This is a genomic window from Candidatus Poriferisodalis sp., from assembly GCF_965205175.1.
In the GTDB taxonomy this organism is placed as follows: domain Bacteria; phylum Actinomycetota; class Acidimicrobiia; order Acidimicrobiales; family Poriferisodalaceae; genus Poriferisodalis.
The window spans coordinates 23386-44627 of sequence record NZ_OZ242038.1 but is presented as its reverse complement, the minus strand read 5'-3'; the positions used below and the strand labels follow the sequence as shown (position 1 = coordinate 44627).

Annotated in this window: 13 protein-coding genes; 11 read left to right on the top strand and 2 right to left on the bottom strand. The window is 67.6% G+C overall.

Annotated features, from left to right (window positions below; genetic code table 11):
* Positions 1 to 76 precede the first annotated feature (76 nt).
* From ACOGI4_RS00175 to ACOGI4_RS00155, 5 genes are all read left to right on the top strand, one after another.
* On the top strand, positions 77 to 1057 hold the full coding sequence (locus tag ACOGI4_RS00175; protein WP_419841941.1) for a GDP-mannose 4,6-dehydratase: 981 nt from the start codon (positions 77 to 79) through the stop codon (positions 1055 to 1057).
* Between the two features lie 191 nt (positions 1058 to 1248).
* On the top strand, positions 1249 to 3273 hold the full coding sequence (locus ACOGI4_RS00170) for a SpoIID/LytB domain-containing protein (protein WP_419841940.1): 2025 nt from the start codon (positions 1249 to 1251) through the stop codon (positions 3271 to 3273).
* Positions 3274 to 3320: 47 nt separating this feature from the next.
* A complete protein-coding gene (locus ACOGI4_RS00165; RefSeq protein WP_419841939.1) occupies positions 3321 to 6584 on the top strand; it encodes a glycosyltransferase family 2 protein in 3264 nt (1087 codons plus the stop codon).
* Between the two features lie 13 nt (positions 6585 to 6597).
* On the top strand, positions 6598 to 8328 hold the full coding sequence (locus tag ACOGI4_RS00160) for a hypothetical protein (RefSeq protein WP_419841938.1): 1731 nt from the start codon (positions 6598 to 6600) through the stop codon (positions 8326 to 8328).
* A gap of 62 nt (positions 8329 to 8390) precedes the next feature.
* On the top strand, positions 8391 to 8792 hold the full coding sequence (locus ACOGI4_RS00155; protein ID WP_419841937.1) for a thioredoxin family protein: 402 nt from the start codon (positions 8391 to 8393) through the stop codon (positions 8790 to 8792).
* A gap of 3 nt (positions 8793 to 8795) precedes the next feature.
* Here the strand turns inward: ACOGI4_RS00155 and ftsH are convergent, their stop codons facing one another.
* Complete coding sequence (gene ftsH / locus ACOGI4_RS00150; protein ID WP_419841936.1) at positions 8796 to 10745, bottom strand: ATP-dependent zinc metalloprotease FtsH; 1950 nt, start codon at positions 10743 to 10745, stop codon at positions 8796 to 8798.
* A gap of 101 nt (positions 10746 to 10846) precedes the next feature.
* Between ftsH and ACOGI4_RS00145 the strand changes: the two genes are divergently transcribed.
* Complete coding sequence (locus tag ACOGI4_RS00145) at positions 10847 to 14173, top strand: glycosyltransferase (protein ID WP_419841935.1); 3327 nt, start codon at positions 10847 to 10849, stop codon at positions 14171 to 14173.
* Here the strand turns inward: ACOGI4_RS00145 and ACOGI4_RS00140 are convergent.
* The gene (locus ACOGI4_RS00140) at positions 14125 to 15852 is read right to left on the bottom strand and encodes a KamA family radical SAM protein (RefSeq protein ID WP_419841934.1); all 1728 of its coding nucleotides are present in this window, start codon (positions 15850 to 15852) and stop codon (positions 14125 to 14127) included. The two genes, ACOGI4_RS00145 and ACOGI4_RS00140, sit on opposite strands and share 49 nt — an antisense overlap.
* A 98-nt stretch (positions 15853 to 15950) precedes the next feature.
* Here ACOGI4_RS00140 and manB point away from each other — a divergent pair, with 98 nt between their 5' ends.
* The 5 genes from manB (at position 15951) to ahcY (ending at position 21180) form a co-directional block, all read left to right on the top strand.
* A complete protein-coding gene (manB, locus tag ACOGI4_RS00135) occupies positions 15951 to 17309 on the top strand; it encodes a phosphomannomutase/phosphoglucomutase (protein ID WP_419841933.1) in 1359 nt (452 codons plus the stop codon).
* A gap of 148 nt (positions 17310 to 17457) precedes the next feature.
* A complete protein-coding gene (locus tag ACOGI4_RS00130) occupies positions 17458 to 17709 on the top strand; it encodes a Trm112 family protein (RefSeq protein ID WP_419841932.1) in 252 nt (83 codons plus the stop codon).
* On the top strand, positions 17706 to 18779 hold the full coding sequence (locus tag ACOGI4_RS00125) for an SIS domain-containing protein (protein WP_419841931.1): 1074 nt from the start codon (positions 17706 to 17708) through the stop codon (positions 18777 to 18779). Before ACOGI4_RS00130 ends, ACOGI4_RS00125 begins: the two co-directional genes overlap by 4 nt.
* Positions 18780 to 18840: 61 nt before the next feature.
* Positions 18841 to 19731: a DNA-methyltransferase gene (locus tag ACOGI4_RS00120; protein ID WP_419841930.1), complete on the top strand. Its 891-nt coding sequence runs from the start codon at positions 18841 to 18843 to the stop codon at positions 19729 to 19731.
* Positions 19732 to 21180, top strand: coding sequence for an adenosylhomocysteinase (gene ahcY / locus ACOGI4_RS00115; protein ID WP_419841929.1), 1449 nt, complete (start codon positions 19732 to 19734; stop codon positions 21178 to 21180).
* Positions 21181 to 21242 lie beyond the last annotated feature (62 nt).

The following is a 21242-nucleotide window of genomic DNA, read 5'->3' as shown; positions in this document are numbered from 1 at the left end:
ACAGTCTCGACGATGCCCCGTACCCTGACTCGTTGCCTCTCAGCCTCCTCTGCCATCTGCGAACCGGAGCCGCGTCGTGCCGACGGCATTCATCACCGGAATCACCGGTCAGGACGGTCAGTATCTTGCCGAGCACTTGCACGGCGAGGGATATCGGGTCGTCGGGCTGATCACTGGCCAGCACAATCCGCGCTCGGAGACCGTGGCCGCCGACCTGCCGTACGTCGAGCTGGTGCCGGGCGATCTCGCCGACATGGCGTCGCTCATTGCGGCACTCGAGTACACCCAGCCCGACGAGGTGTACAACCTCGGGGCCATCAGCTTCGTGGCGCTGTCGTTCAAGCAGCCCGAGCTGACCGCCAACATCACGGGACTGGGCGTGCTCCGGTTGCTCGAAGCGATCCGGCTGGTGGGGGGCGTCGACAACCCAATTCGCTTCTACCAGGCCTCTTCGAGCGAGATGTTCGGCAAGGTTCGTGAGACACCGCAGCATGAGCTGACCCCGCTGCACCCGCGCAGCCCCTACGGCTCGGCCAAGGTGTTCGGACATCACACCACGGTGAACTACCGCGAGAGCTACGGGCTCTACGCCTGCAGCGGCATCCTGTTCAATCACGAGTCACCCCGGCGGGGCATGGAATTCGTGACACGCAAGGTCACCAATGCCGTCGCGCGCATCGTCCTCGGCCTGCAGGAGGAAGTGTCGCTCGGAAACCTCGACGCCAAGCGCGACTGGGGCTTCGCAGGGGATTACGTGCGCGCCATGCATCTGATGCTGCGTCAGCCCGAACCCGACGATTACGTGATCGCCACTGGCACGACCCACGCGGTGCGCGATTTCGTGCGGCTCGCCTTCGCTGCTGCGGGCATCGACGATTGGGAACGCCACGTTCGGATCGATGCGAGGTTCCTTCGGCCGGCCGAAGTGGACCTGCTGGTCGGCGACGCGTCCAAGGCCGCACGTGTGCTCGGGTGGACGCCTCAGATGTCGTTCGAAGAACTGGTGAAGTCGATGGTCGCGAGCGACATCGAGATCGAACGACGCAAGCTGAAATGACGGGTCCGGCGCAGGTGCTTGGGCCTCTCGTCGGCGTGCAAGGCCGTCGCCGGCGAGTTCGGCGCGCCGTTGTGGCTTGGCGGCGAGTTGCCGGCGCCGCTGCAGCCTGCCTGACAGCAGTGGGCACTCTGGCGCTGGCAGCGTCGCCCGTTGCGGCTCAACAGTCCCCACTGGCCCCCGATGTGATCACGGTGCAAGGCCGCGGCTTCGGCCACGGCAATGGGCTCAGCCAGTGGGGCGCGTTGGGCTACGCCGTGGATCACCGATGGACCAGCGAGCGCATCGTTCAGCACTACTACGGCAACACCTCGCAGTCCAGCGTGGACGACCCCGATGTGTGGGTGCATCTGACGCGCAACGACCGCAGCGATCTGCTGGTGACCTCCGCGTCAGCGTTCAGCGTGTCGGGACATCGCTTCGACGGCGGAGCGGTGGTGCGGATCGGCATCAGCTCCGGCGCCTTCTGGCTGCGCTCGAACAGCGGCTGCGGGAGGCGCGGCGACCTGGTGGACGACGCGCTGTCTGCTGCGAGCCGTCGTGGCGACCGATACGTCGAAGCTGTTCCGTCCCACAGCGACCACGCCGTGGACGACCGGTCGCAGATGTTGGTGATGATCTACTGCGACGGGCGCGACACCGCAGTGGAATCCATGCGGATCGCCTATCGAGGTGCGCTCGGCGTGGTGAATCAGAACGGTCCCTACGCGTTCAATCGTGTCCCGCTGGAGCAGTATCTGCGCGGCGTCGTGCCTCGTGAGAGCATTCCTGAGTGGGGCGCTCGGGGGGACGGTCGTGGCATTGCCGCGCTCGAGGCGCAGGCCATCGCTGCGCGCTCGTACGTGCTGTCGCTGGCAGCGGCGCGTGAGCGCATCGGGCGCTTCACCGACACCTGCGACTACTGGAACTGTCAGGTGTACGGCGGCGCGGCGCGCGACGGGCAGCCGCTCGATCACGGCACCCGGTACATCCACACCAACACCGCGATCAGAAACACCGCAGGTCACATCCGCGTGCATGACGACGGCTCGATCGCCTTTGCGGAGTACCACTCCTCCAGCGGCGGGTGGACGGCCGGCCTCGACGAGGGCGCCCGGTTCCCCGGGGTCCAGGACTTGGGCGACTCGACAGAAGGAAATCCGAACCACGCCTGGCAGTCGCGCATCAGCAGGTCGGACATCGAAGCGGCCTTTGCGAGCATCGGCAGCCTCGTGTGCATCCAGGTCACCCACCGCAATGGCAACGGCGCGTGGGGCGGGCGGACCCGCGGCTTGCGCATCGTGGGGACCGACGGCGTAGAGAACTTCGACGGGTACTCCGGCGTGGAGGACGGCCGGTGGAATCGCTGGGCCCGCGATCCGTTCCGCAAGCAGTTCTCCTTGCGTTCCGACTGGTATCGCTTTCCTCAGTTTCCCGACGGCCAGTCCTGCGAGCGTCCGCCCTCGGACAGGCCGGCTTCGACGTCCGCGACGAAGCGGCCCGGCCTGTGGCTGCTGAAGTCCGACGGCACCGTGAGCGCGTACGGATCCGCGCAGCATCATGGCAACGGAACCCTGCCGTCGTCTGGGCGTTTCACGGCGATGGCCGCGCACCCGGGCGGCGACGGCTACTGGCTCGCGACCTCCCGCGGAGACGTCCAGTCCTTCGGCGCCGCCCGTGCGCACGGCGACGCGATCGACACAGGACTCGCCGACACTGTCGCAGCGATGGCCGCGCACCCGGGCGGCGACGGCTACTGGCTGGCAACTGGTGACGGCAGCGTGTTCTCGTTCGGCGCAGCCGCGCACTGGGGGGCGATCGCGCATCTCGGTCTGGAGAGCGAGGTGGTTGACATCGAGTCCTCGCCGACCGGTGCCGGCTATTGGCTGGCGCTCGACGACGGCCGCGTGCTGGCGTTCGGCGACGCGCGGGATCTCGGCTGCGGGCCGCTGCTGCGCGCCGGCGCCTCGGGGATCGGTCTCGCAGCTGTGCCGACCGGCGGCGGTTACTGGATCGCTGGCGCCGACACCGCCGTGCATGCGGTCGGCTCGTCGGATCACCTTGGCGATCGTCGTGATCGCCAGAATCGGCTGCGCACGGTCGGCGTCGCTTCCACGGCCAGCGGCGGCGGCTATTGGCTGGTGTGGAGCGACGGCACCAGCTTCAGCTACGGCGACGCACCGGACTACCGCACGTCCGCAGCAGGAGACGGCGTCGTCGCTGTCGCCGCGGTGCGGTAGGCACCTGTGCCGGCTGTGTCGGCCGAGAGCCGGCGGTGAGCTCGCCTATGCCCGAGGAGCGGTCGCCGGCAGGTGCGACCGAGGCATCGGCCGAGGCTGCGGCGCCGGCGGTTGCTGTCATCGTGGTGGCGAGTTCGCCGTCGTCCGACACGGAATTCGCACTGCAGGCGCTGTCTGCCCAGGAGTACCCGCGTCTCGCCGTGCTGGTGTTGTGCGACGCGCAGGGCGAGCAGGGCCGGCGGGTCATGCGGCAGCTGCCCGATGCCGAAGTCGCTGATCCGGTGTCGTCTCGGGCGAGCCGCGACCGTGAGGCACAGCGTCGGCACATGGGGGCAATCTTCAACCGGGGTGCGTCGCTGGTCCAAGGAGCGGACTATCTCCTCTTCTTGACCGACCGCATCGCCTTAGCGCCCGACGCGATCGGTCTCCTCGTCGGCGAAGCCGAGAACGCGAGTGACGGCGTGATCGGCGTCGCCGGCCCCAAGCTGCGCGATGCCGACGACGGCCTGACGCTGCGCGATCTCGGCGGCAGCGTGGATCGCCTCGCAGTGCGCATTCCCGTCGTCGGTCGCGACGAGCTGGACCAGGGCCAGCACGACGAAGCCAGAGATCGCTTCGTGGCGCCGACCGAGGCGATGCTGGTACGCCGCGAGCTGTTCGAAAGCACCGGCGGCTTCGATCCCGAGCTCGAAGGCGACGGCGCCGCCGTCGACCTGTGCTGGCGGATACAGCTGCGGGGAGCGCGGGTCCGAGTGGTGCCGGCGGCCATCGGAGCCATGCGAAGCGACACGGCGAAGGCGGGGCACGAGCCGTCCGCTCGCCGGCACGAGCATCGAGCGCGGTTGCGCACCATGGCGAAGTGCTACGGATGGGTGTACCTGTTGCCGGCTGTGGTGCTCGGCGCCGTGCTCGCCGGGGGCGAGGTGCTGTTCGCGGCCCTGCGCGGGCGGTTTGCCCAAGCCGCTGACGTGTGCAGGGCATGGGCGTGGAATGCACGGCACATCGCCGGCACCGTGGCGTTGCGAAGCGCTGCCAAGCGCTACCGGCGCGTGCGCGATGCCGATCTGCGGCGACTGCAGCAGGGCGGTTCGGTGCGCGTCGCCGACTGGCTCCGCTACCGCCTGAGTCCCGAGAGCGGGCGGGCCGCGCGCACCAGGATCGACGAGAGCATTCTGGGCAACTGGCGCCGAAATGCGCACCGATCGGTGTGGGCGGTGTGGCTGGGCGTCGTGGGGTTGATCGCATTCGGCTCGCGTCACCTGCTGACGGGCGGCATAGCGGCGTACGGGCAGTTCGCGTACTTCCCTGACGTCGCCACGATGGTCAGCTCGTACTTGGACGGCTGGCGCGACGGCGGCGTCGGCGCAGCGGGGATCGGCCCCGCTGCAATGGGTCTGCTGGGCCTCGGCGGCACTGTGCTGCTCGGCGCCAGCGGACTGCTGCGGAGCCTCGCGGTCTGGGGTTTGGTGCTCGCCGCACTGTGGGGCATGTGGCGCCTGTGCGCATCGGTGCGGCACCGCAACGGCCGCTTGGTAGCTCTGGTGCTGTACGCCGCATGTCCGCTGCCGTACAACGCGTTGGCGCACGGCCGCTGGGACGTGCTGCTCGCCTACGGGACGGCGCCGGCGATCGTGCTGCTCGTGAGCGGGCTGGTGGGCACGTCGCCGGCGCTGCCTGCGGGTGACCTAGGCCGACGCGGCACGGCGGCCAGGGTGGCAACGCTTGGCTTGCTCCTCGCCGCAGTGGCAGCCTTCGAGCCCTTCGTCGTCGTGCCGGCGCTGGCAGGCGCAGTGATGCTCGCCATGGTCGAACTGATGCGGCGAGCGTCAAGCGGCGAGTCGCTCGGCGCGCCGATCGCCGGACTGGGGCGGGTGATGGTGGCGGCGGTGCTGGCGGGCATCGCACATCTGCCGTGGCTGCTCGAATTCGCTTCATGGCGGACGTACGTCGATGTCTCGCTCGGCGGCAGCGTTCCGTGGACGCCGTCCTCGCTGGCAGAGCTCCTGGCGTTTCGGACCGGTCCGCTCGGCGAGCTGCCGATGAGCTGGGGGCTGCTGGTCGTGGCCGCTGTGCCGCTGCTGGTCGGCAGTGGCGGCCGGCTTCGGCAGGCGGTGCGCGGCTGGCTGGTCGGGCTCGTCGGCATTGCGACTGCGTGGCTCGTCGTGACCGGATGGACCGATGACCTGCTGGGCAGCGCGGGCTTGGGCCCTTCGCTGGCTGCGGTGTCCTTGGTCTTCGGCGCTGTCGGCCTGTGCTGGGCTGCTGCCTCCGCCCCTGGCGCGCTCGCGCAGACCGACGGCGACGTGTCGCCGCGGCTGCGCGGCATCATGGTCCTGGTGAGCGCCGTCGCCGTGGGCGCCATGGTGTTGCCGACGGCATGGGCGGCAATTGACGGCGACTGGTCGGCACCGCGCTTCGACCACCGAGTTCCGCTGAGACTCGTCGATGACCGCGATGTCGGACCCGACTACCGGGTGCTCTGGATCGGCGCGCCAGAGGTCCTGCCGCTGCGCGGCACCGACCTCGGCGTCGAGGGACTCGCTGCAGGGACGTCGGTGCGCGGGTACCCCGACATCCGACACTCCTGGGCGATACCTGCCGCGCCCGGCGATGAGCGCTTGGCGGAGGCCATTCGGGCTGGGCTGGCAGGCGACACGCTGCGACTGGGACGGCTGCTGGGGGCGTTCGGGATCCGGTTCGTGGTGGTGGTGGAGCGGTCGGGGCCGTCCTACGCCGAGGGCTGGGAGCGTCCGGTGTCGCCGGCAGTCTCGGAGGCACTCGCTTCCCAGCTCGATCTGCTGCCGCTGGCGGCGGATCCGTCGGTGCAGGTGTTCCGCAACGAGGCGTGGTGGTCCTCGCGGTCGCAATTCGAGCGGCCGATTCCGGACGATTTCGCTCTCAACCCCGTAGATCTCGTCGTGCTCGACATGTCCGACGACGGTTTCGGCGTGCTCACCGACTACCGGTCGGCGACGAGCCAGCTCGGACCGGTGGACGCGGCTGTCGTGCTGGTTGCCGAGTCCTACGATCCCGGCTGGCGCCTCGACGTCGAGGAGGCGGTCGTTGAGCCGACCCCCGCGTTGGGCTGGGCGATGCGCTTCGATCCGCCCCGAGCAGGCCTTGCCGAACTGAGCTTCGAGCGTTCAGCCGCGGTGACGAGCCGCATCGCAGCCCAAGTGCTGATCTGGCTGGCATTGGCCTGGGTGGCGATCGGTCAGCCCACGCCGTTCGCGGATCGTTTGTCCGGTCGACTCGGGGCGACACGCGCATCGGCGAGGCGTGAGGTTGCCGACTGCGAGGCGGGCCAGTGAACGGCCTGGCACCGTGAAGCGCTTCGCTCGCTGGATGGCTCGGCTGCTGATTCCGCTGGGGTTGGCGGCGGCGCTTGGAGTCGACGCAGCAGTCGACCGCACACAGGCTGCGGTAGCCGCAGCGGCGCCGCCGATGCCGGCGCGCGAGATCGTGCCGCCGCCTGATGCGCTGACGTCCACGTGGTTCTGCCCCTTGGTCGGCCTGCGGCCGATTGCCGAGAGTCTTGGCGACATCACCACCATGGTGCTGCTCACGAACATGACCGATGAGCCGTCGCAGGCGTCGGTCGAGTTCCGAGGACGCACGCTAGGCAACGTGGTCGCGAATATCGAGATTGCGCCGCGCCGCACCATGGCGGTGCGCACTGCGGATTACGTGAGCGACGAGGTGGTGGGAGCACTGGTGGAGTCCTCAGCGGGCGGGCTCGCCGTCACGCGGCGTTTCGTCTCGTCGCTGGGCGTGGACGAAACTCGCTGCTCCAGCCTGCTGGCCGCAGATTGGCACATGCCGACCGGCGACACTCAAGTGGACGCACTGACCGCAGTGGCTGTCATGAATCCGTTGCCACGCGACGCGATCGTCGACATCACGTTCGTCTCCGAGGCAGAGTCCGGGCCCGTCGTGGCACCAGAGCTCACCGGAGTTGTCGTGCCGAAGTCGAGCACCGCGGTCATCGACTTGGGCGAGCATGCACGTCGCCGTGACATCGTTGCCACCTCGGTGCGGGCACGCACCGGACGCATCGCTGTGGACGCCGTCGCGGCCTACGACGGCAGCTTCGGCAGGCGGGGCTTCGCTGTGGAGCTGGCATCGGCAGCCGTCGGCGGGCGCTGGCTCGTGCCTGCGGCCGGCTTCGACGATCACACCACGCTGAGCGTGCGAGTCTTCAACCCCTCCGACGACATCGCCGCCGTGACCGTCTCGGTCGACGCCGCCGGGTCGTCTGACGGCAGCCTGTTGTATGCCTTCGGTCCGCAGAAGTCGCTCGCTGTCGGCCCTCGTGCCGTGGAGGAGCTGGCAGTAGAGGCACCCAGCGAACAGCCGCCCGACAACGTGCTTGTTGCAGACCCCGGTGTCCCGTTGGGGCTGTCCATCGTGTCGCAGAACGGGGTGCCGCTGGTGGTGTGGGCCGAAGCACTGGTCGGTGATTCGACGAGCCCGCGCACCGGCATCCGGATCGAGGAGGACGCGGCCTCGGCTGCCGGCGAAGAAGCGGCGCCAGAGGCAGCAGCGCAAGCAGGGACTGAAGAACAGACTGCAGACCGAGAGGCAGCACAAAACGAAGCAGCACAGGACGAGGCTGCAGCAGGCGACGGCGTCGATCCGCCAGACGGCCGAAGCGCTGCGCACGTGCGTTCGCCGGTGCTGGCGTCGCAGTCGGGCTTGTCTGTCGTGCCCGGCATCGCACAGACGAGCGATCGATGGCTGGTCGTCGTGGCGCGACAGCCCCGCAGCGAGGTGTTCCTCACCGTCATGGCCGATCCGCTTGCGTCCGCAGCAGGCGGCACCCAGAGCGAAAATCGTGGCGCGTCCTCGGCCGCCGCGGATCGCCGCGTGGTGGTTCAGGACTTGAGCGGTCGAGCGCTCGCAGTGATCGAAGTGCCGCAATCGGGCGTGGTCACGCACAGCTTGGCGAGCGGCACGGCTCGACTCCTCGTGTCCGACGCACCGTTCGCGGCGCTGGTGTGGCAAGCACGAATCGACGGTGCAGGCCTGAGCGTGGCGCTCCCGACGCCGTGGTAGGCCGGGCGCTCCGAGGCGCGCGATTGGCTCGCAGAGCGACGGGCTGACCGGGTGAGCAGCTGATGGAACGCCTCGCGGTCGCCGCGGGACTGGTCGTGGCTGCCATTGCGGTCGCCTCGCTGGTACAGCGCCGCCGTGGTGCCCCGGCGATGACCGTGCCGCGGTCCGAACTGCCCACGGCGGTCGATCTTGCAGCGGTGGGCGTGAGACACGGTCCGGCGGTGGTGGTCTTCACCGAGGAGACCTGCCGAACCTGCGCCGGCGCACTCGCCGTGGTCCGAGGCACCGCCGCTGGAGTGCCCGTCGTCGAGGTGCCTTTCGGCGCCCAGCGCGAGACACACCGCGACCACGGCATCGACACCGTGCCCACGACCGTCGTCACCGATGCAAACGGCGGCGTGGTCGACGGCTGGGTCGGCGCGGTCGACCCAGCCGGCCTCGCAGCGGCGCTGGCCGAGGCCTGACAGCTACTCGGCCACGAGTGCCGTGATCTGCTCGCCCGTGATGGTCTCGTGCTCGAGCAATGCGGCAGCGATGCGATCCAACGCCGCGCGGTGCTCGACGAGCGCGCTGCGTGCCCGATCCTGCTGGGTTCGCAGTATCCGCTCGACTTCCTCGTCGATCACCCGGGCAGTCTCGTCGGAGTACTCGCGCCCGGAAACGAGGTCTTCGCCCAAGAAGACCTGCGAGTGCGATCCCCACGCCATCGGCCCCACCCGGTCGCTCATGCCCCACTCCGATACCATCTTGCGAGCCAGTTCGGTGCCTTGCACGAGATCGTTCGCCGCCCCGGTGGAGGTCACGCCGAACACGGTTTCCTCCGCCATTCGGCCGCCGAACAGCACCGCCAGCCGATCCTCGATGTACTCCTGGCTGTACGCGTGACGCTCCTCGGGCAGCTGCATCGTGACGCCGAGTGCCTGGCCCGTCGGCAGGATCGTCACCTTGTGTACCGGGTCGGCGTGAGGGAACAGTGTGGCGATCAGCGCGTGCCCGCCCTCGTGGTAGGCGGTGACCTCACGTTCTCGTTCTGTCAGCGCTACCGACTCGCGGCGCTGACCCATGAGCACGCGGTCTCTCGCCGCTTCGAAGTCCGCTTGCGCGATGGACTCCGAGTCGCGTCGAACGGCGTGGAGTGCCGCTTCGTTGACCAAATTGGCCAAGTCGGCGCCGCTCATGCCCGGTGTGCCCTTCGCCAAGGTCTCCAATGCCACGTCTTCGTCGGTCTTCTTGTCCTTGGAATGCACCTGCAAGATGGCCAGCCGCTCGGAGAATTCCGGCAGCGGCACGACGACCTGGCGGTCGAACCGTCCGGGCCGCAGCAGCGCCGGATCCAAGATGTCGGGCCGATTGGTGGCCGCCATCATGACGATGCCGCCGCTCTCCTCGAACCCGTCCATCTCGGCCAGCATCTGGTTGAGGGTCTGCTCGCGTTCGTCGTGTCCGCCGCCGAGCCCCGCGCCTCGCTTGCGGCCGATCGAGTCGATCTCGTCGACGAAGATGATCGCCCGCCCCAGCTTGCGAGCAGACTGAAAGAGGTCGCGCACGCGGCTGGCGCCGACGCCGACGAACATCTCCATGAAGTCCGAGCCGGTGACCGACAAGAACGGCACGCCCGCCTCGCCGGCCACTGCTCTGGCGATCAGCGTCTTGCCGGTGCCCGGCGGCCCTACCAGCAGCACGCCCTTGGGGACCTTGGCGCCGATCGCCGCGAAGCGCTCGGGTGTCTTGAGGAAATCGACGATCTCGGTGATCTCCTGCTTGACACCGTCGTACCCCGCAATGTCGTCGAATTTGGTAGCGGGTCGCTCGGTGGTGTAGGTCTTGGCTTTGCTGCGGCCGATCGACATGATGCCCGACATCTGTCCCTGGGCTCGCCGCTGCATCCACCAGAACAGCAGGAAGATCAAGCCGAACGGCAGCAAGAACGGCAGCAGGCTGATGAGCAAGTTCGGCCGGTCGGTGTGGAACTCGATCGACACGCCGCGTTCTCGCAGCAGGGCCAGGTCGGGCTCGGGCAGCTCGACAGGTCCCTCTGAGGAGAACTTGGTGCCGTTGGCGTACTCGCCGGCGATCGCGCCCGTGCCGTTGGTGACCGTGACGCTGTCGACGTTGCCGGCAGACACTTCGGCGATGAGTGCGCTGTAGTCGATCGGTTCGCCGTTGCCGCCGCGCAGGAGTCCGGGCAAGAACATCACCGACAACAGCACCAAGGCGAGCAGCCAAATCGACCAGCGGGGCCAGCGATCGCGGTGTCGTCGCCCTCCGCGTTCTGCGGCACGGTCGGCCGCAGGCGGCTGCCCGCTGCGCTGGGCGCCGCCGTCGGAGCTGTCTTCGGCAATGGCATCGGGTGGCTCGCTGGCGCGCGGCCTGCGTGCGCGTGTGTGACGCTCGCCCGAGGGCACCTCAGATGCCATGAGTTCATGCTACGGCGGAGGTGTCGCTGCCCGGAGTCGGTAGTCGGCCCGATGCACGCTCGGGTGGCGTGAGCTGCGACCTTGGCCATTAGTCTGCGCCGGTGGACGACGGGCGCACGAGCACTTCCCGCAAGGCACCGGCTCTGCGCAAGTGGATCGAAGCAGCGGTCGTGGTAGCGAGCAGCTTGGCGGTCGTGGCGTGGCTCGACCCTGGCGGCATCGTCTCCGCCTCCATCCCCACCGGCGGGGACATGGGCGCTCATGTCTGGGGTCCTGCGTACCTGCGGGACGAGCTGCTGTCTGCGGGCTCGCTGCGAGGCTGGACCCAGGAGTGGTACGCGGGCATGCCGGCCATGCACTTCTACATGGTGGTGCCGTACCTGATGATCGTCGTGGCCGACGTGGTGCTGCCCTACGGCGTGGCCTTCAAGCTGGTGGCGATCAGCGGCTTGGTGACGATGCCGGCGGCGGCGTGGCTGATGTGCCGTCTGGCGGGCTGGGCACGTCCGCTGCGGATGCTGGCGCCGGCGGCAGCGCTGCTGTTCGTCTTCGACGTCAACTTCACGATCTACGGCGGCAACGCAGCCTCGACGCTGGCAGGGGAGTTCGCCTATTCGGTAGCGCTTTCGGCAGCGCTCGTGTACCTGGGCATGTTCTGGCGTTCGCTGGAACGGGGGACCGGTCGAGCGCGGACCAGCCTGCTGCTGGCATTCGTTGCGCTGTGCCATCCGATCCCGCTGGCCTTCGCCGTAGCGGCCAGCGTGATGATCGTCGCCGTGCGTGGGCTGCACGACCTGCCCGCACGCATCGGCCGGGTGCCGACACTGGCCGCCTCGGCCGCGGCGATTGCGCTCTGGGCGGCGATCTGGAACATCACTGAGCATCCGGTCGCGCGTCTGGCCGTGCCGACCGCGGCTGTGGTGGCGTTGCTGGCGACGCAGTGGCGCCGATCGGCGCATGCGCTGGTGATCGGCCTCGTCGGCGGCGCTGTATCGGCGTTCTGGACGCTGCCGTTCGTGGCTCGTCGGGCCTACCTCAACGACATGGGCTGGGAGCGGACCAGCACCATACGGGAACATCTGTTCTTTCCAGATGAGCTTGGCGGCGGCGACGGCACCTATCACAGCATCACCTGGGTGTTGTTGCTGGCAGGCGTCGGTGCCGTGGTCGGGCTGGCGCGCTGGCACCGTCCGGCGCTCACCTGGACTGCGGTGGCCTTAGCGATGGGGATGGGCTTCGTCCACTGGCCTCAGCACCGGCTGTGGAACGCGCGCATCCTGCCCTTCTGGTACTTGGCGCTGTACCTGCTGGCGGCGATCGGCGTGTGGCTCTTGATCGACGCGCTGACCCGAAGCGGACCCGGCCGCGGCGACGCCTCCGCCGACACAGGTGCGGCGGCTGCACGCTGGGTGCGCACGCTGAGTCCCGTCATCGCGCTGCTGGCGGTCCTCGGCTTGTTGGCGATGCGCTTCGGCAATGCTCCGTTCGGCACCTTCGATGACGCCGGCGACTACCGCTGGGGGCCTTTTGCCCTGTCTCCGCAGGACCGCAACTTCGTGTCCGGCTGGGCACGCTGGAACTTCCGCGGCTACGAGAGTCTCGGGTCCTATCCCGAGTACCACGACTTCGTCGCCACCATGAGCGATGTCGGCGACACCCACGGCTGCGGGCGCCTGCTGTGGGAGTACGACCGCGACATCGTGGGCGCGTACGGCACGCCGATGGCACCGATGCTGCTGCCGCACTGGACCGACGGCTGCATCGCATCGATGGAAGGTCTCTACTTCGAGTCGTCCCCCACGGTGGCGTTCCACTTCCTCATGCAGTCGGAGCTGTCAGCGGCGCCGTCGCGTCCGATGCGCGACCTTCCCTACGTCGATTTCGACATCGACTTGGGAGTCACGCATCTGCAGATGTCGGGCGTGCGCTACTACGCTTCGGTCAGCGACGAAGCGACCACCGCAGCTCACGCATCGGCCGACCTGAGCCACCTCGCCTCGAGCGGGCCATGGTCGATCTTCCTCGTCGCTGACAGTGAGGTGGTATCGCCGCTGGCGTTCGAGCCGGCTGTGGCGCATGAAGCGCCCCAAGCCGGCCGGGCGTGGACCGATCCGGCCGCAATATGGTGGAACGACCCGCAGGCGTGGGATGTGCCGATCGCAGCCGATGGGCCGCCGCACTGGGCCCGGGTGTCGCTGCTGCCGCCGCTGGACCCTGACGGTCCGCCCTCCGAATCGTTGCCGCGGTTCAGTCCGGCGTTGCGACAGGCACTGCCGTCGGTCCGCGTCGACAACATCGACATGGGGCGCGATTGGTTGTCGTTCTCGGTGGATCAGACCGGCGTTCCGGTGCTGGTGAAGATGTCCTACTTCCCGAACTGGTCGGCGCACGGCGCGGACGGGCCCTATCGAGTGACGCCCAATTGGATGGTGGTGATACCCACCGACGAGCGCGTCGAGCTCACCTACGGGAACACGGCGGTCGAGTACTTGGCGTGGGCCACGACGCTGCTGGGCGCGGTCGCGCTGGTCTTCATGGCCGTGCGCCCGCCGGGGCAGTTCAGACGTCGGCGAGCAATCCGACCGCCCACCAGAGCCGTAGCCGCTGCGGCAGCTTCCCAAGACCGGCTCGGCGGCGATGGGGACCACGACGACGATGCCGCGCCGCGACCCGCGGTGTCTGTTGTGCTGCCCGCCTACCAAGCCGAACACCTCGTCGGAGAGGCCGTCACGCAAGTCACTGTCGCGTTAGCCGGCAGCAAGGCCCTCCAGGGTGGACGGGTCGAGATCGTGGTGGTCGATGACGGCTCTGCCGACGGCACGGCGCGAGCAGCTCGCAGCGCCGGCGCCGACGTCGTGGTGTCGTTGGAGGAGAATCGGGGCAAGGGTGCCGCTGTCCGCGCGGGAATGCTCGCAGCGAGCGGCCGCTTGCGCTTGTTCACCGATGTCGACTTGGCATATCCGCCCGGCCAGCTCACGTCGCTCATCGAAGCCCTCGACGCCGGCTTCGACGTCGCGCTGGGCAATCGGCGTCACCCCCAGGCAGACACGATCAATCCCGCCCCTCCTGCCAGGGCATTCGCGAGCCGAATGTTCAACGTCTTCACCCGTTTGGTGCTCCTGCGTCGCTACCGAGACACACAGTGCGGCTTCAAGGGCTTCACCGCTGAGGCTGCCCAGGAAGTCTTCGGTCGTTCGGTGATCGACGGGTTCGCCTTCGACGTGGAAGTGCTGTACCTGGTGGAGCATCTCGAACTGCAGGCTGTCGAGGTGCCCGTCGTCGTCGACCATTCGACGGACACCACCGTCCGCATCGCTGCGCAGTCGCTCAGCGTGCTGGCGGACATCTGGCGCATCCGCCACCGCGCCGCCGCCGGCGCCTACGACACGCCGAGCAGCGAGGCTGCCGAAGCCGTGCCGGCGCCATGACCGGACGCCGAACGCGGATGACCAGCTGCCTTCCCCTCGTGCTGCCGCTCCCGTCCATTCGGTGCCCGGTGGTGCGGCGAGCGGGATCGCGGCAGCGAGATGCCGCTGGGGCGCTGGGAGGCAAACAGACCGGCTTCGTCAAGCAGCACGCGGTCCGCGTAGTCGTCAAACCACAGCGCTTCGGGGTTGCGCCCCACGATGGTCACTTTGCCCCGGTCGCGCGCGTCTGCTGGACTGCGCAGAAGCTTGAAGATGACCACGCCGTTTTCGCTGCCCCGCAGGCCGGCAATGGGCGCATCCGTCACTGCGGAGACCTCGATCTTTCCCTTGTAATGAACGACGGCAAGACGAGCGTGTGACTCGACGCCGGACAAGCCGCGCTGCGAATCGTTGACCAGTTGCCATGCGGTTTCGATCGGCACATTGAACGCCCTGTAGGCAACGATGTTGCGCCCACCGAAGAAGTAATGGTTCTCGACGCCAACGCTCTTCAACGTGCGCTGCAGTATTCTCAACGCGTCGGCGTCATCGTTCACTCCCGCGATGATCGGAGTCTGATTCTCGACGCTGAGCCAGCCGCGCTGTACGAGTGAATCGACTGCTCGCCGAGTGTTCGATCGCCACCGAAGCAGTCCGCCACTGCTGATCTGGTAGTGTCCGTCGGCATCCATGAGCAAGAACTCATCGGGGTGATTGAAATGCACCATGAATCGCAGCGCAACGTCAGGGTAGACCTCATGGAAGCAGTCGATCATGTCGAAGAAAGCCGTGTCAAATCGATCCGGGAAGAATGCCAGCTCCTTCGTGCCGATCCGAATGATCTCGGTGCCGGCTTCCGCCAGCGCAGTGAACCACCCGGCCAGCTTGGAGTTTGGCAGCGCCAGAGGATCGCCGCCTGAGAGCAAGACCTCGCGCAGTTTGGGCCGGCCTGTGTCCGGGTGCCTGCCGCCATTTGCTGTCACGGCGGCATTGTGTTGTCGCAAGTACTCGGTTGTCAGGTCAATGCGGGCAAGACCTTTCTTCTTTACCGTGCCGTCAGAACGAGCAATTTCCTTGCGGCCGATCAGCTCTTCGCGGTAGCAGAACCGGCAGTGAGCAGAGCAGGTAGAGATGACATACAGCAGTGCCATCTCGTACTTGTGGAGCAAACCTTCTGTGGGACTGTAGTCCAGCTGATTCGCAGGGTCAGGATCGCCTTCTAGATCAACGGTCTCATCAGGTGATGCCTTCACTATTCGCTGCAATGCCGCGCTCGACTTGGCCATCTCGAAGTAGTGACGTGTCAGCTTGACCGGCATTCTGGCTTCGATGTCGCGCTCGGTCGCGCGCAGCTCTTCCAGCTCACGCAGTTCTTCGCTCGAGTAGAAATTCGCGAGGTCCGCTGGGGCGCTGCCTTGCATGAATGGCTTGAGACCGTTGACGATTTGGCGGTCGTACCTCGGATTCTCGACCTCATCAAGGACACTCAGCTCGCGTTTGGAAGGCTGATATTTGCTGTTCGTCATCGAATCTCTCGCTTGTCTCTTTGGCCGTGCTGCATCTCGCCCGCTGCTCCCACCATAGGGAAATGACGGCACAGCTCGCAACTTCGATCGCAACTTCGACGGCCGGCATCGCCGCGCACCGCTGCGCGGAATGACGGTGAAATCGCGCGCCGCGGCGGCCGTCGGAATCAGCACGGCATCGCTGCGAGCGAGCCCGGAACGGCGTTCTGCGCACGAAGCCCGAGGCATCGCCGAGGTCATACCACGCTGGCCGCTTAGGCTCAGAGGGCGTCATGGCTGAGCGCGTCGATCCCGTGCCTGCCGACGTCTTGGCGTGCATCGTCAAGGCGTACGACATACGTGGCAGATGTCCGGATGAGCTGAATCCCGCTGCGGCGCGGGGCATCGGCTACGCCTTCGCAGTGTGGGCGGGGACCGCTCAGCTCGTCATGGCCCGGGACATGCGCCAGAGCGGTGTCGGGTTGGCCGAGGCCTTCGCGGCCGGCGTCCAAGCCGCAGGAACCGACGTCATCGACATCGGGCTGGCGTCTACCGACCTGCTGTACTTCGCGTCCGGTCAGCTCCAGGTGCCCGGGGCGATGCTCACGGCGTCGCACAACCCGGCGGCCTACAACGGCATCAAGCTCTGCGGGCCGGGTGCCGCGCCGGTGGGTGTCGGCAGCGGACTCGACGAGATCGCGAAACGGGCTGCGCAGGGAGACTCGTCGCCGCGGGGCGGCGGCCGCCGCAGCGCGCGGGATCTGCTGGATGCCTTCGCAGCCCACGTCCGCTCCTTTGTGGACGTGTCGGCTCTTGCGCCCTTGCGTGTGGTGGCGGACACAGCGAACGGCATGGGCGGGTTGGTGGTGCCTGCGGTGTTCGGCCCGCTGCCGTTCGAGTGGGAGCTGCTGTACGGCGAGCTTGACGGCACGTTCCCCAACCATCCAGCCGACCCGATCCAGCTCGAGAACCTGGCCGACGCGCGCCAACGCGTGGTGCGCACGGGTGCAGACGTGGGGCTCGCATTCGACGGGGACGCGGACCGGGTGTTCCTCATCGACGAACGAGGAGAGGCGGTCAGCGGCTCGCTGCTCACGTCGCTGGTGGCGCAGGCCATGCTGGCACGCCACGGTCCGGGTCCGGTCCTGTACAACGCGATCTGCTCCCGCGCAGTGCCCGAGGCGATTGCCGAAGCCGGAGGCCAACCGCTTCGCACCCGGGTGGGTCACAGCTTCATCAAGGCCGAGATGGCCCGCACCGGGGCGGTCTTCGGCGGCGAGCACAGCGGCCACTACTACTTCGCCGACAACTACCGAGCAGACTCCGGGCTCATCGCTGCGCTGATCGCGCTGGAGCGGCTGAGCGCGGCGCAGGTGCCGCTGTCTGAACTGCTCGCCCCGCTCGACCGGTACGCCTCCTCTGGCGAGATCAACACCCGCGTCGCTGACGCTGCGGCGGTGCTGCGGCGCGTCAGCGAGCACTTCGCGAACTGTCCCCAGGATCGCCTCGACGGACTGACGGTTGACGGAGGCGACTGGTGGTTCAACCTGCGGCCGTCGAACACCGAGCCGTTGCTACGGCTCAATCTCGAAGCGCCCACTGCCGAGGCCGTGGCCGAGCACACCGATGACATCGTTGCGTTGCTGGCGTGATCGGCTGGCATCATCGGGTGGCATGTTCGCTGAGAGGCTTCGCAGACTCCGCCACGCCACAGCCCGCAGGCGTGGCGGAAGGGATGGTGGGTCGCAGGCCGGCGCGACCGGGGCCTCGGCAGAGGTGACGCAGGCACAGGAGCAGCAGGTGGCAGTTGCACGCGTCGGCCTGGACCCGGTCTTGGCCGCAGTGCTGGCGTGCCCTCAGGACAAAGGCCCGCTGTACTTCGTGCCCGAGGACGACCTGCTGTACAACCCGCGTCTGCGAAGGACCTATGCCGTCGAGAACGGCATCCCCGTGCTGCTGATTGACGAAGCGGCCGATGTGGACCCGGCGGCGGCCGAAGCGTTCGACGAGCGCATCGAACGCGGCGATCTCCGTCCGACGTGCCAGCCGTGACTGTGACACGCAGCACGGACAGCCTGGGCATGGCAGCAGCCGTCCAAGCCTTGCCGACCCAGCTCGAAGTTGGGCTTGGCGCGGCCGCGCACGCGTACGGTCGTGGGCGCTGCGAGGGGGTGCCGATCTCCAGTGTGGTGATGATGGGCATGGGCGGCTCCGGCATTGCCGGCGATATCGTCTCGGCGCTCGCAGCGCCCGTGATGCAGGTGCCGGTGACGGTTGTCAAGGGCTACGAGTGTCCAGCGTTCGTCGGACCTTCGACACTGGCGATAGCCCTGTCATTCAGCGGCAACACCGAAGAGACGCTCGAGGCTTCCACCGCAGCCCATGTTGCGGGCGCTTCGATGATCGCGGTGACCTCGGGCGGACGGCTCGCCGAACTGGCTCGCGAGTGGGAGGCGCCGCTCTATGCGGTGGACCGTGCCATCCCGATGCCGCGTGCGGCCGTTGGTGCCCTGTCGGTCGCGCCCCTGATGGCGCTGGAGGGAGCGGGCCTGCTGCACGGGGTTGCGGGCTGGGTGCGCTCGGCGGTGACGCAGCTGCGGGCCCGTCAGGCTCACGCACCAGTGTCCGATGCCGCCGGTGCGCTCGACGACATCGTGAACGCCATCGGCCAAGGTGCGCTGCTGCCCGTCTTCTACGGCGGGGGTGCCGTGGGGGCAGTGGCGGCGGGACGAGCGAAAGCGCAGGTCAACGAGAACGCGAAGATCCCCGCGTACGCCGGCACGATGCCCGAGCTGTGCCACAACGAGTTGGCCGGCTGGGACCAGCTGGGCGCCGACGACGAGGGCTCGCCGATGGCGGTCGTCGCACTGCGGCACGACTACGAGCATCCGCAGCTGCGTCGTCGCTACGACTTCACACGGACGGTGCTCGGCGGTGGTCGCATCGCGGTGCCCTACGCCGAACTGCGAGCCGCCGGCGACAGCCCCATGGCGCAGCTGTTCGATCTCATCTGCCAAGTCGACACGCTGAGCCTGCGCATTGCAGCAGCAGCCCAGCGCGACCCCGGACCCATCCCGCTGCTCACCGAGCTCAAGACGTACCTTGCCTCCATCGCTGGCTAACGGAAGCTGCCAGCAGCAGAACGACCGCCCAGGTAGGCGCATAGGTCCAGCAGGAGGGTCGATGCTCGATCTCGCTGACCAGCTCGACTGGGTCGTCTACGGCGACAACGCAGACGTACTGCCCAAGCTGCCCGACGCGTCGTTTCCGCTCATCTACATCGATCCGCCGTTCAACACCGGCCGCGCGCAGCGCCGAACGCCTATCTCGGTGGTCCGCGATGAAACAGGTGACCGCACTGGATTCGGCGGTAATCGCTATGCATCACAACCGCAACGTGCTTCGTCGTTTGCCGACAGTTTCGACGACTACATGAACTTCGTCGGCGAACGAGTCGCGCATGCACATCGACTGCTCACACCGCAGGGAACGATGTATTTCCACATCGACTATCGCGAAGCGCACTACTGCAAGGTCTTGCTCGATGGGATTTTCGGCCGAGACTGCTTCTTGAATGAAATCATCTGGGCGTATGACTACGGCGGCCGATCCAAGCGTCGATGGGCTGCCAAGCATGACACGATACTGGTGTACACCCGCGATCCTCACAATTGGTATTTCGACCAAGACGCTGTCGAGCGCATCCCGTACATGGCACCAGGCTTGGTCACACCAGAGAAAGCGGCTAGGGGCAAGCTGCCTACCGATGTGTGGTGGCACACCATCGTTCCTACCCGCAGCGCCGAACGCACTGGCTACGCCACACAAAAGCCCGAGGGTATCCTGCGGCGAGTGCTGTGTGCATCGTCGCGCCCAGGCGACCGAGTGCTCGACTTCTTCGCCGGCTCAGGTACGACCGGCGCAGTGGCTCAGCAACTGGACCGTCGCTTCGTGCTGATCGACAACAACTCTGAGGCAATACGTGTCATGCAGCAACGCCTCGCCGCAGCCGACACTCGCTGGGTGGATTCGCGCGGTCGGCTGTGTGTGCATCGGGCTGATGGAGGTGCGTGAGTGACGCAGGACTTTGACGTAGCTGATCTGAGCTTGGCGGAGGCGGGACGGCGCCAGATCGAGTTGGCCGAAGCCGAGATGCCTGGGCTCATGGCCTTGCGCGCCCAGCACATCGATGCACAGCCGTTGGCCGGAGCGCGCATCACCGGTTCGCTGCACATGACCGTGCAGACGGCGGTGCTCGTCGAGACGCTGACCGATCTGGGCGCGCGGGTGCGCTGGGCGTCCTGCAATATCTTCTCGACCCAGGACGAGGCTGCTGCTGCTGTGGTCGTCGGCCGCGACGGTTCGGCGGACCGGCCCCGAGGCGTGCCGGTGTTCGCCTGGAAGGGCGAGACGCTTGCGGAGTACTGGCGTTGCAACGCTCGGGCACTCCGCTGGCCCGGGGGACTGGGCCCCACGCTGATCGTGGACGACGGCGGGGACGCCACGCTGATGGTCCACCTCGGCGCCCGCTACGAAGCGTCGGGCTCGGTGCCGCAGCTGCCGGCCGACGGCCCGGGTGCGGCGTCGCCCGACGAGCTGGCGATGCACGAACTGCTCGCCGAGCTGCAGCGCACGGAACACGGCTGTTGGACCGCGATTGCGTCGGGTCTTCGCGGCATCTCCGAGGAGACCACCACCGGCGTGAGCCGGCTTCGCGAGATGCATGCGCGCGGCGAGCTTGCCGTCCCCGCCTACAGCGTCAACGACTCGGTCACGAAGTCCAAATTCGACAATCTGTACGGCTGCCGGCACTCGCTGATCGACGGCATCAACCGTGCGACCGACGTGATGCTCGGCGGGAAAGTGGCGTTCGTGGCCGGCTACGGCGACGTGGGCAAGGGTTGTGCCCAGGCACTGCGCGGCCAAGGCTGCCGGGTCATCGTCTCCGAGATCGACCCCATCAACGCCTTGCAGGCGGCCATGGAGGGGTTTGAGGTGAACCGGCTCGAGAACGTGCTCGCCATCGCCGACATCTACGTGACCGCAACAGGCAACCGCGACGTCATCTCAGCCGAGCACATGGCGGCCATGAAGCACCAGGCGGTCGTTGCCAACATCGGGCACTTCGACAACGAGATCGACATGGCCGGCTTGGCTGCGATGTCCGACGTCCAACGCCGCTCGATCAAGCCGCAGGTGGACGAGTTCGTGTTCCCCGACGGGCACTCGGTGATCGTGCTCGCCGAAGGTCGCTTGGTGAATCTGGGCTGTGCCACTGGGCATCCGAGCTTCGTGATGTCGATGAGCTTCACCAACCAGGTGCTCGCCCAGCTCGAACTGCACCGCCGCGCTGAGGAGCTTCCGGCGGGCGTTCACGTGCTTCCCAAGCGACTCGACGAGCAGGTAGCCCGCCTGCATCTCGACCATCTCGGCGCGAGGCTCACCCGCCTCACCCCACGACAGGCCTCGTACCTCGGTCTCGACGTCGAAGGTCCGTACAAGGCCGACAGCTACCGCTACTGAACGCGCGTACTGAACACGCCTGCGGACCACACGCCGACGCGCGTGGTCGCCTCCGCTCGGGC

Bases quoted from the DNA above. Each gene is read 5' to 3' on its own strand.
- ACOGI4_RS00165 (WP_419841939.1), top strand. From the start codon at position 3,321: ATGCCCGAGGAGCGGTCGCCGGCAGGTGCGACCGAGGCATCGGCCGAG.
- ACOGI4_RS00155 (WP_419841937.1), top strand. From the start codon at position 8,391: ATGGAACGCCTCGCGGTCGCCGCGGGACTGGTCGTGGCTGCCATTGCG.
- ftsH (WP_419841936.1), bottom strand. From the start codon at position 10,745: ATGGCATCTGAGGTGCCCTCGGGCGAGCGTCACACACGCGCACGCAGG.
- manB (WP_419841933.1), top strand. From the start codon at position 15,951: ATGGCTGAGCGCGTCGATCCCGTGCCTGCCGACGTCTTGGCGTGCATC.
- ACOGI4_RS00120 (WP_419841930.1), top strand. From the start codon at position 18,841: ATGCTCGATCTCGCTGACCAGCTCGACTGGGTCGTCTACGGCGACAAC.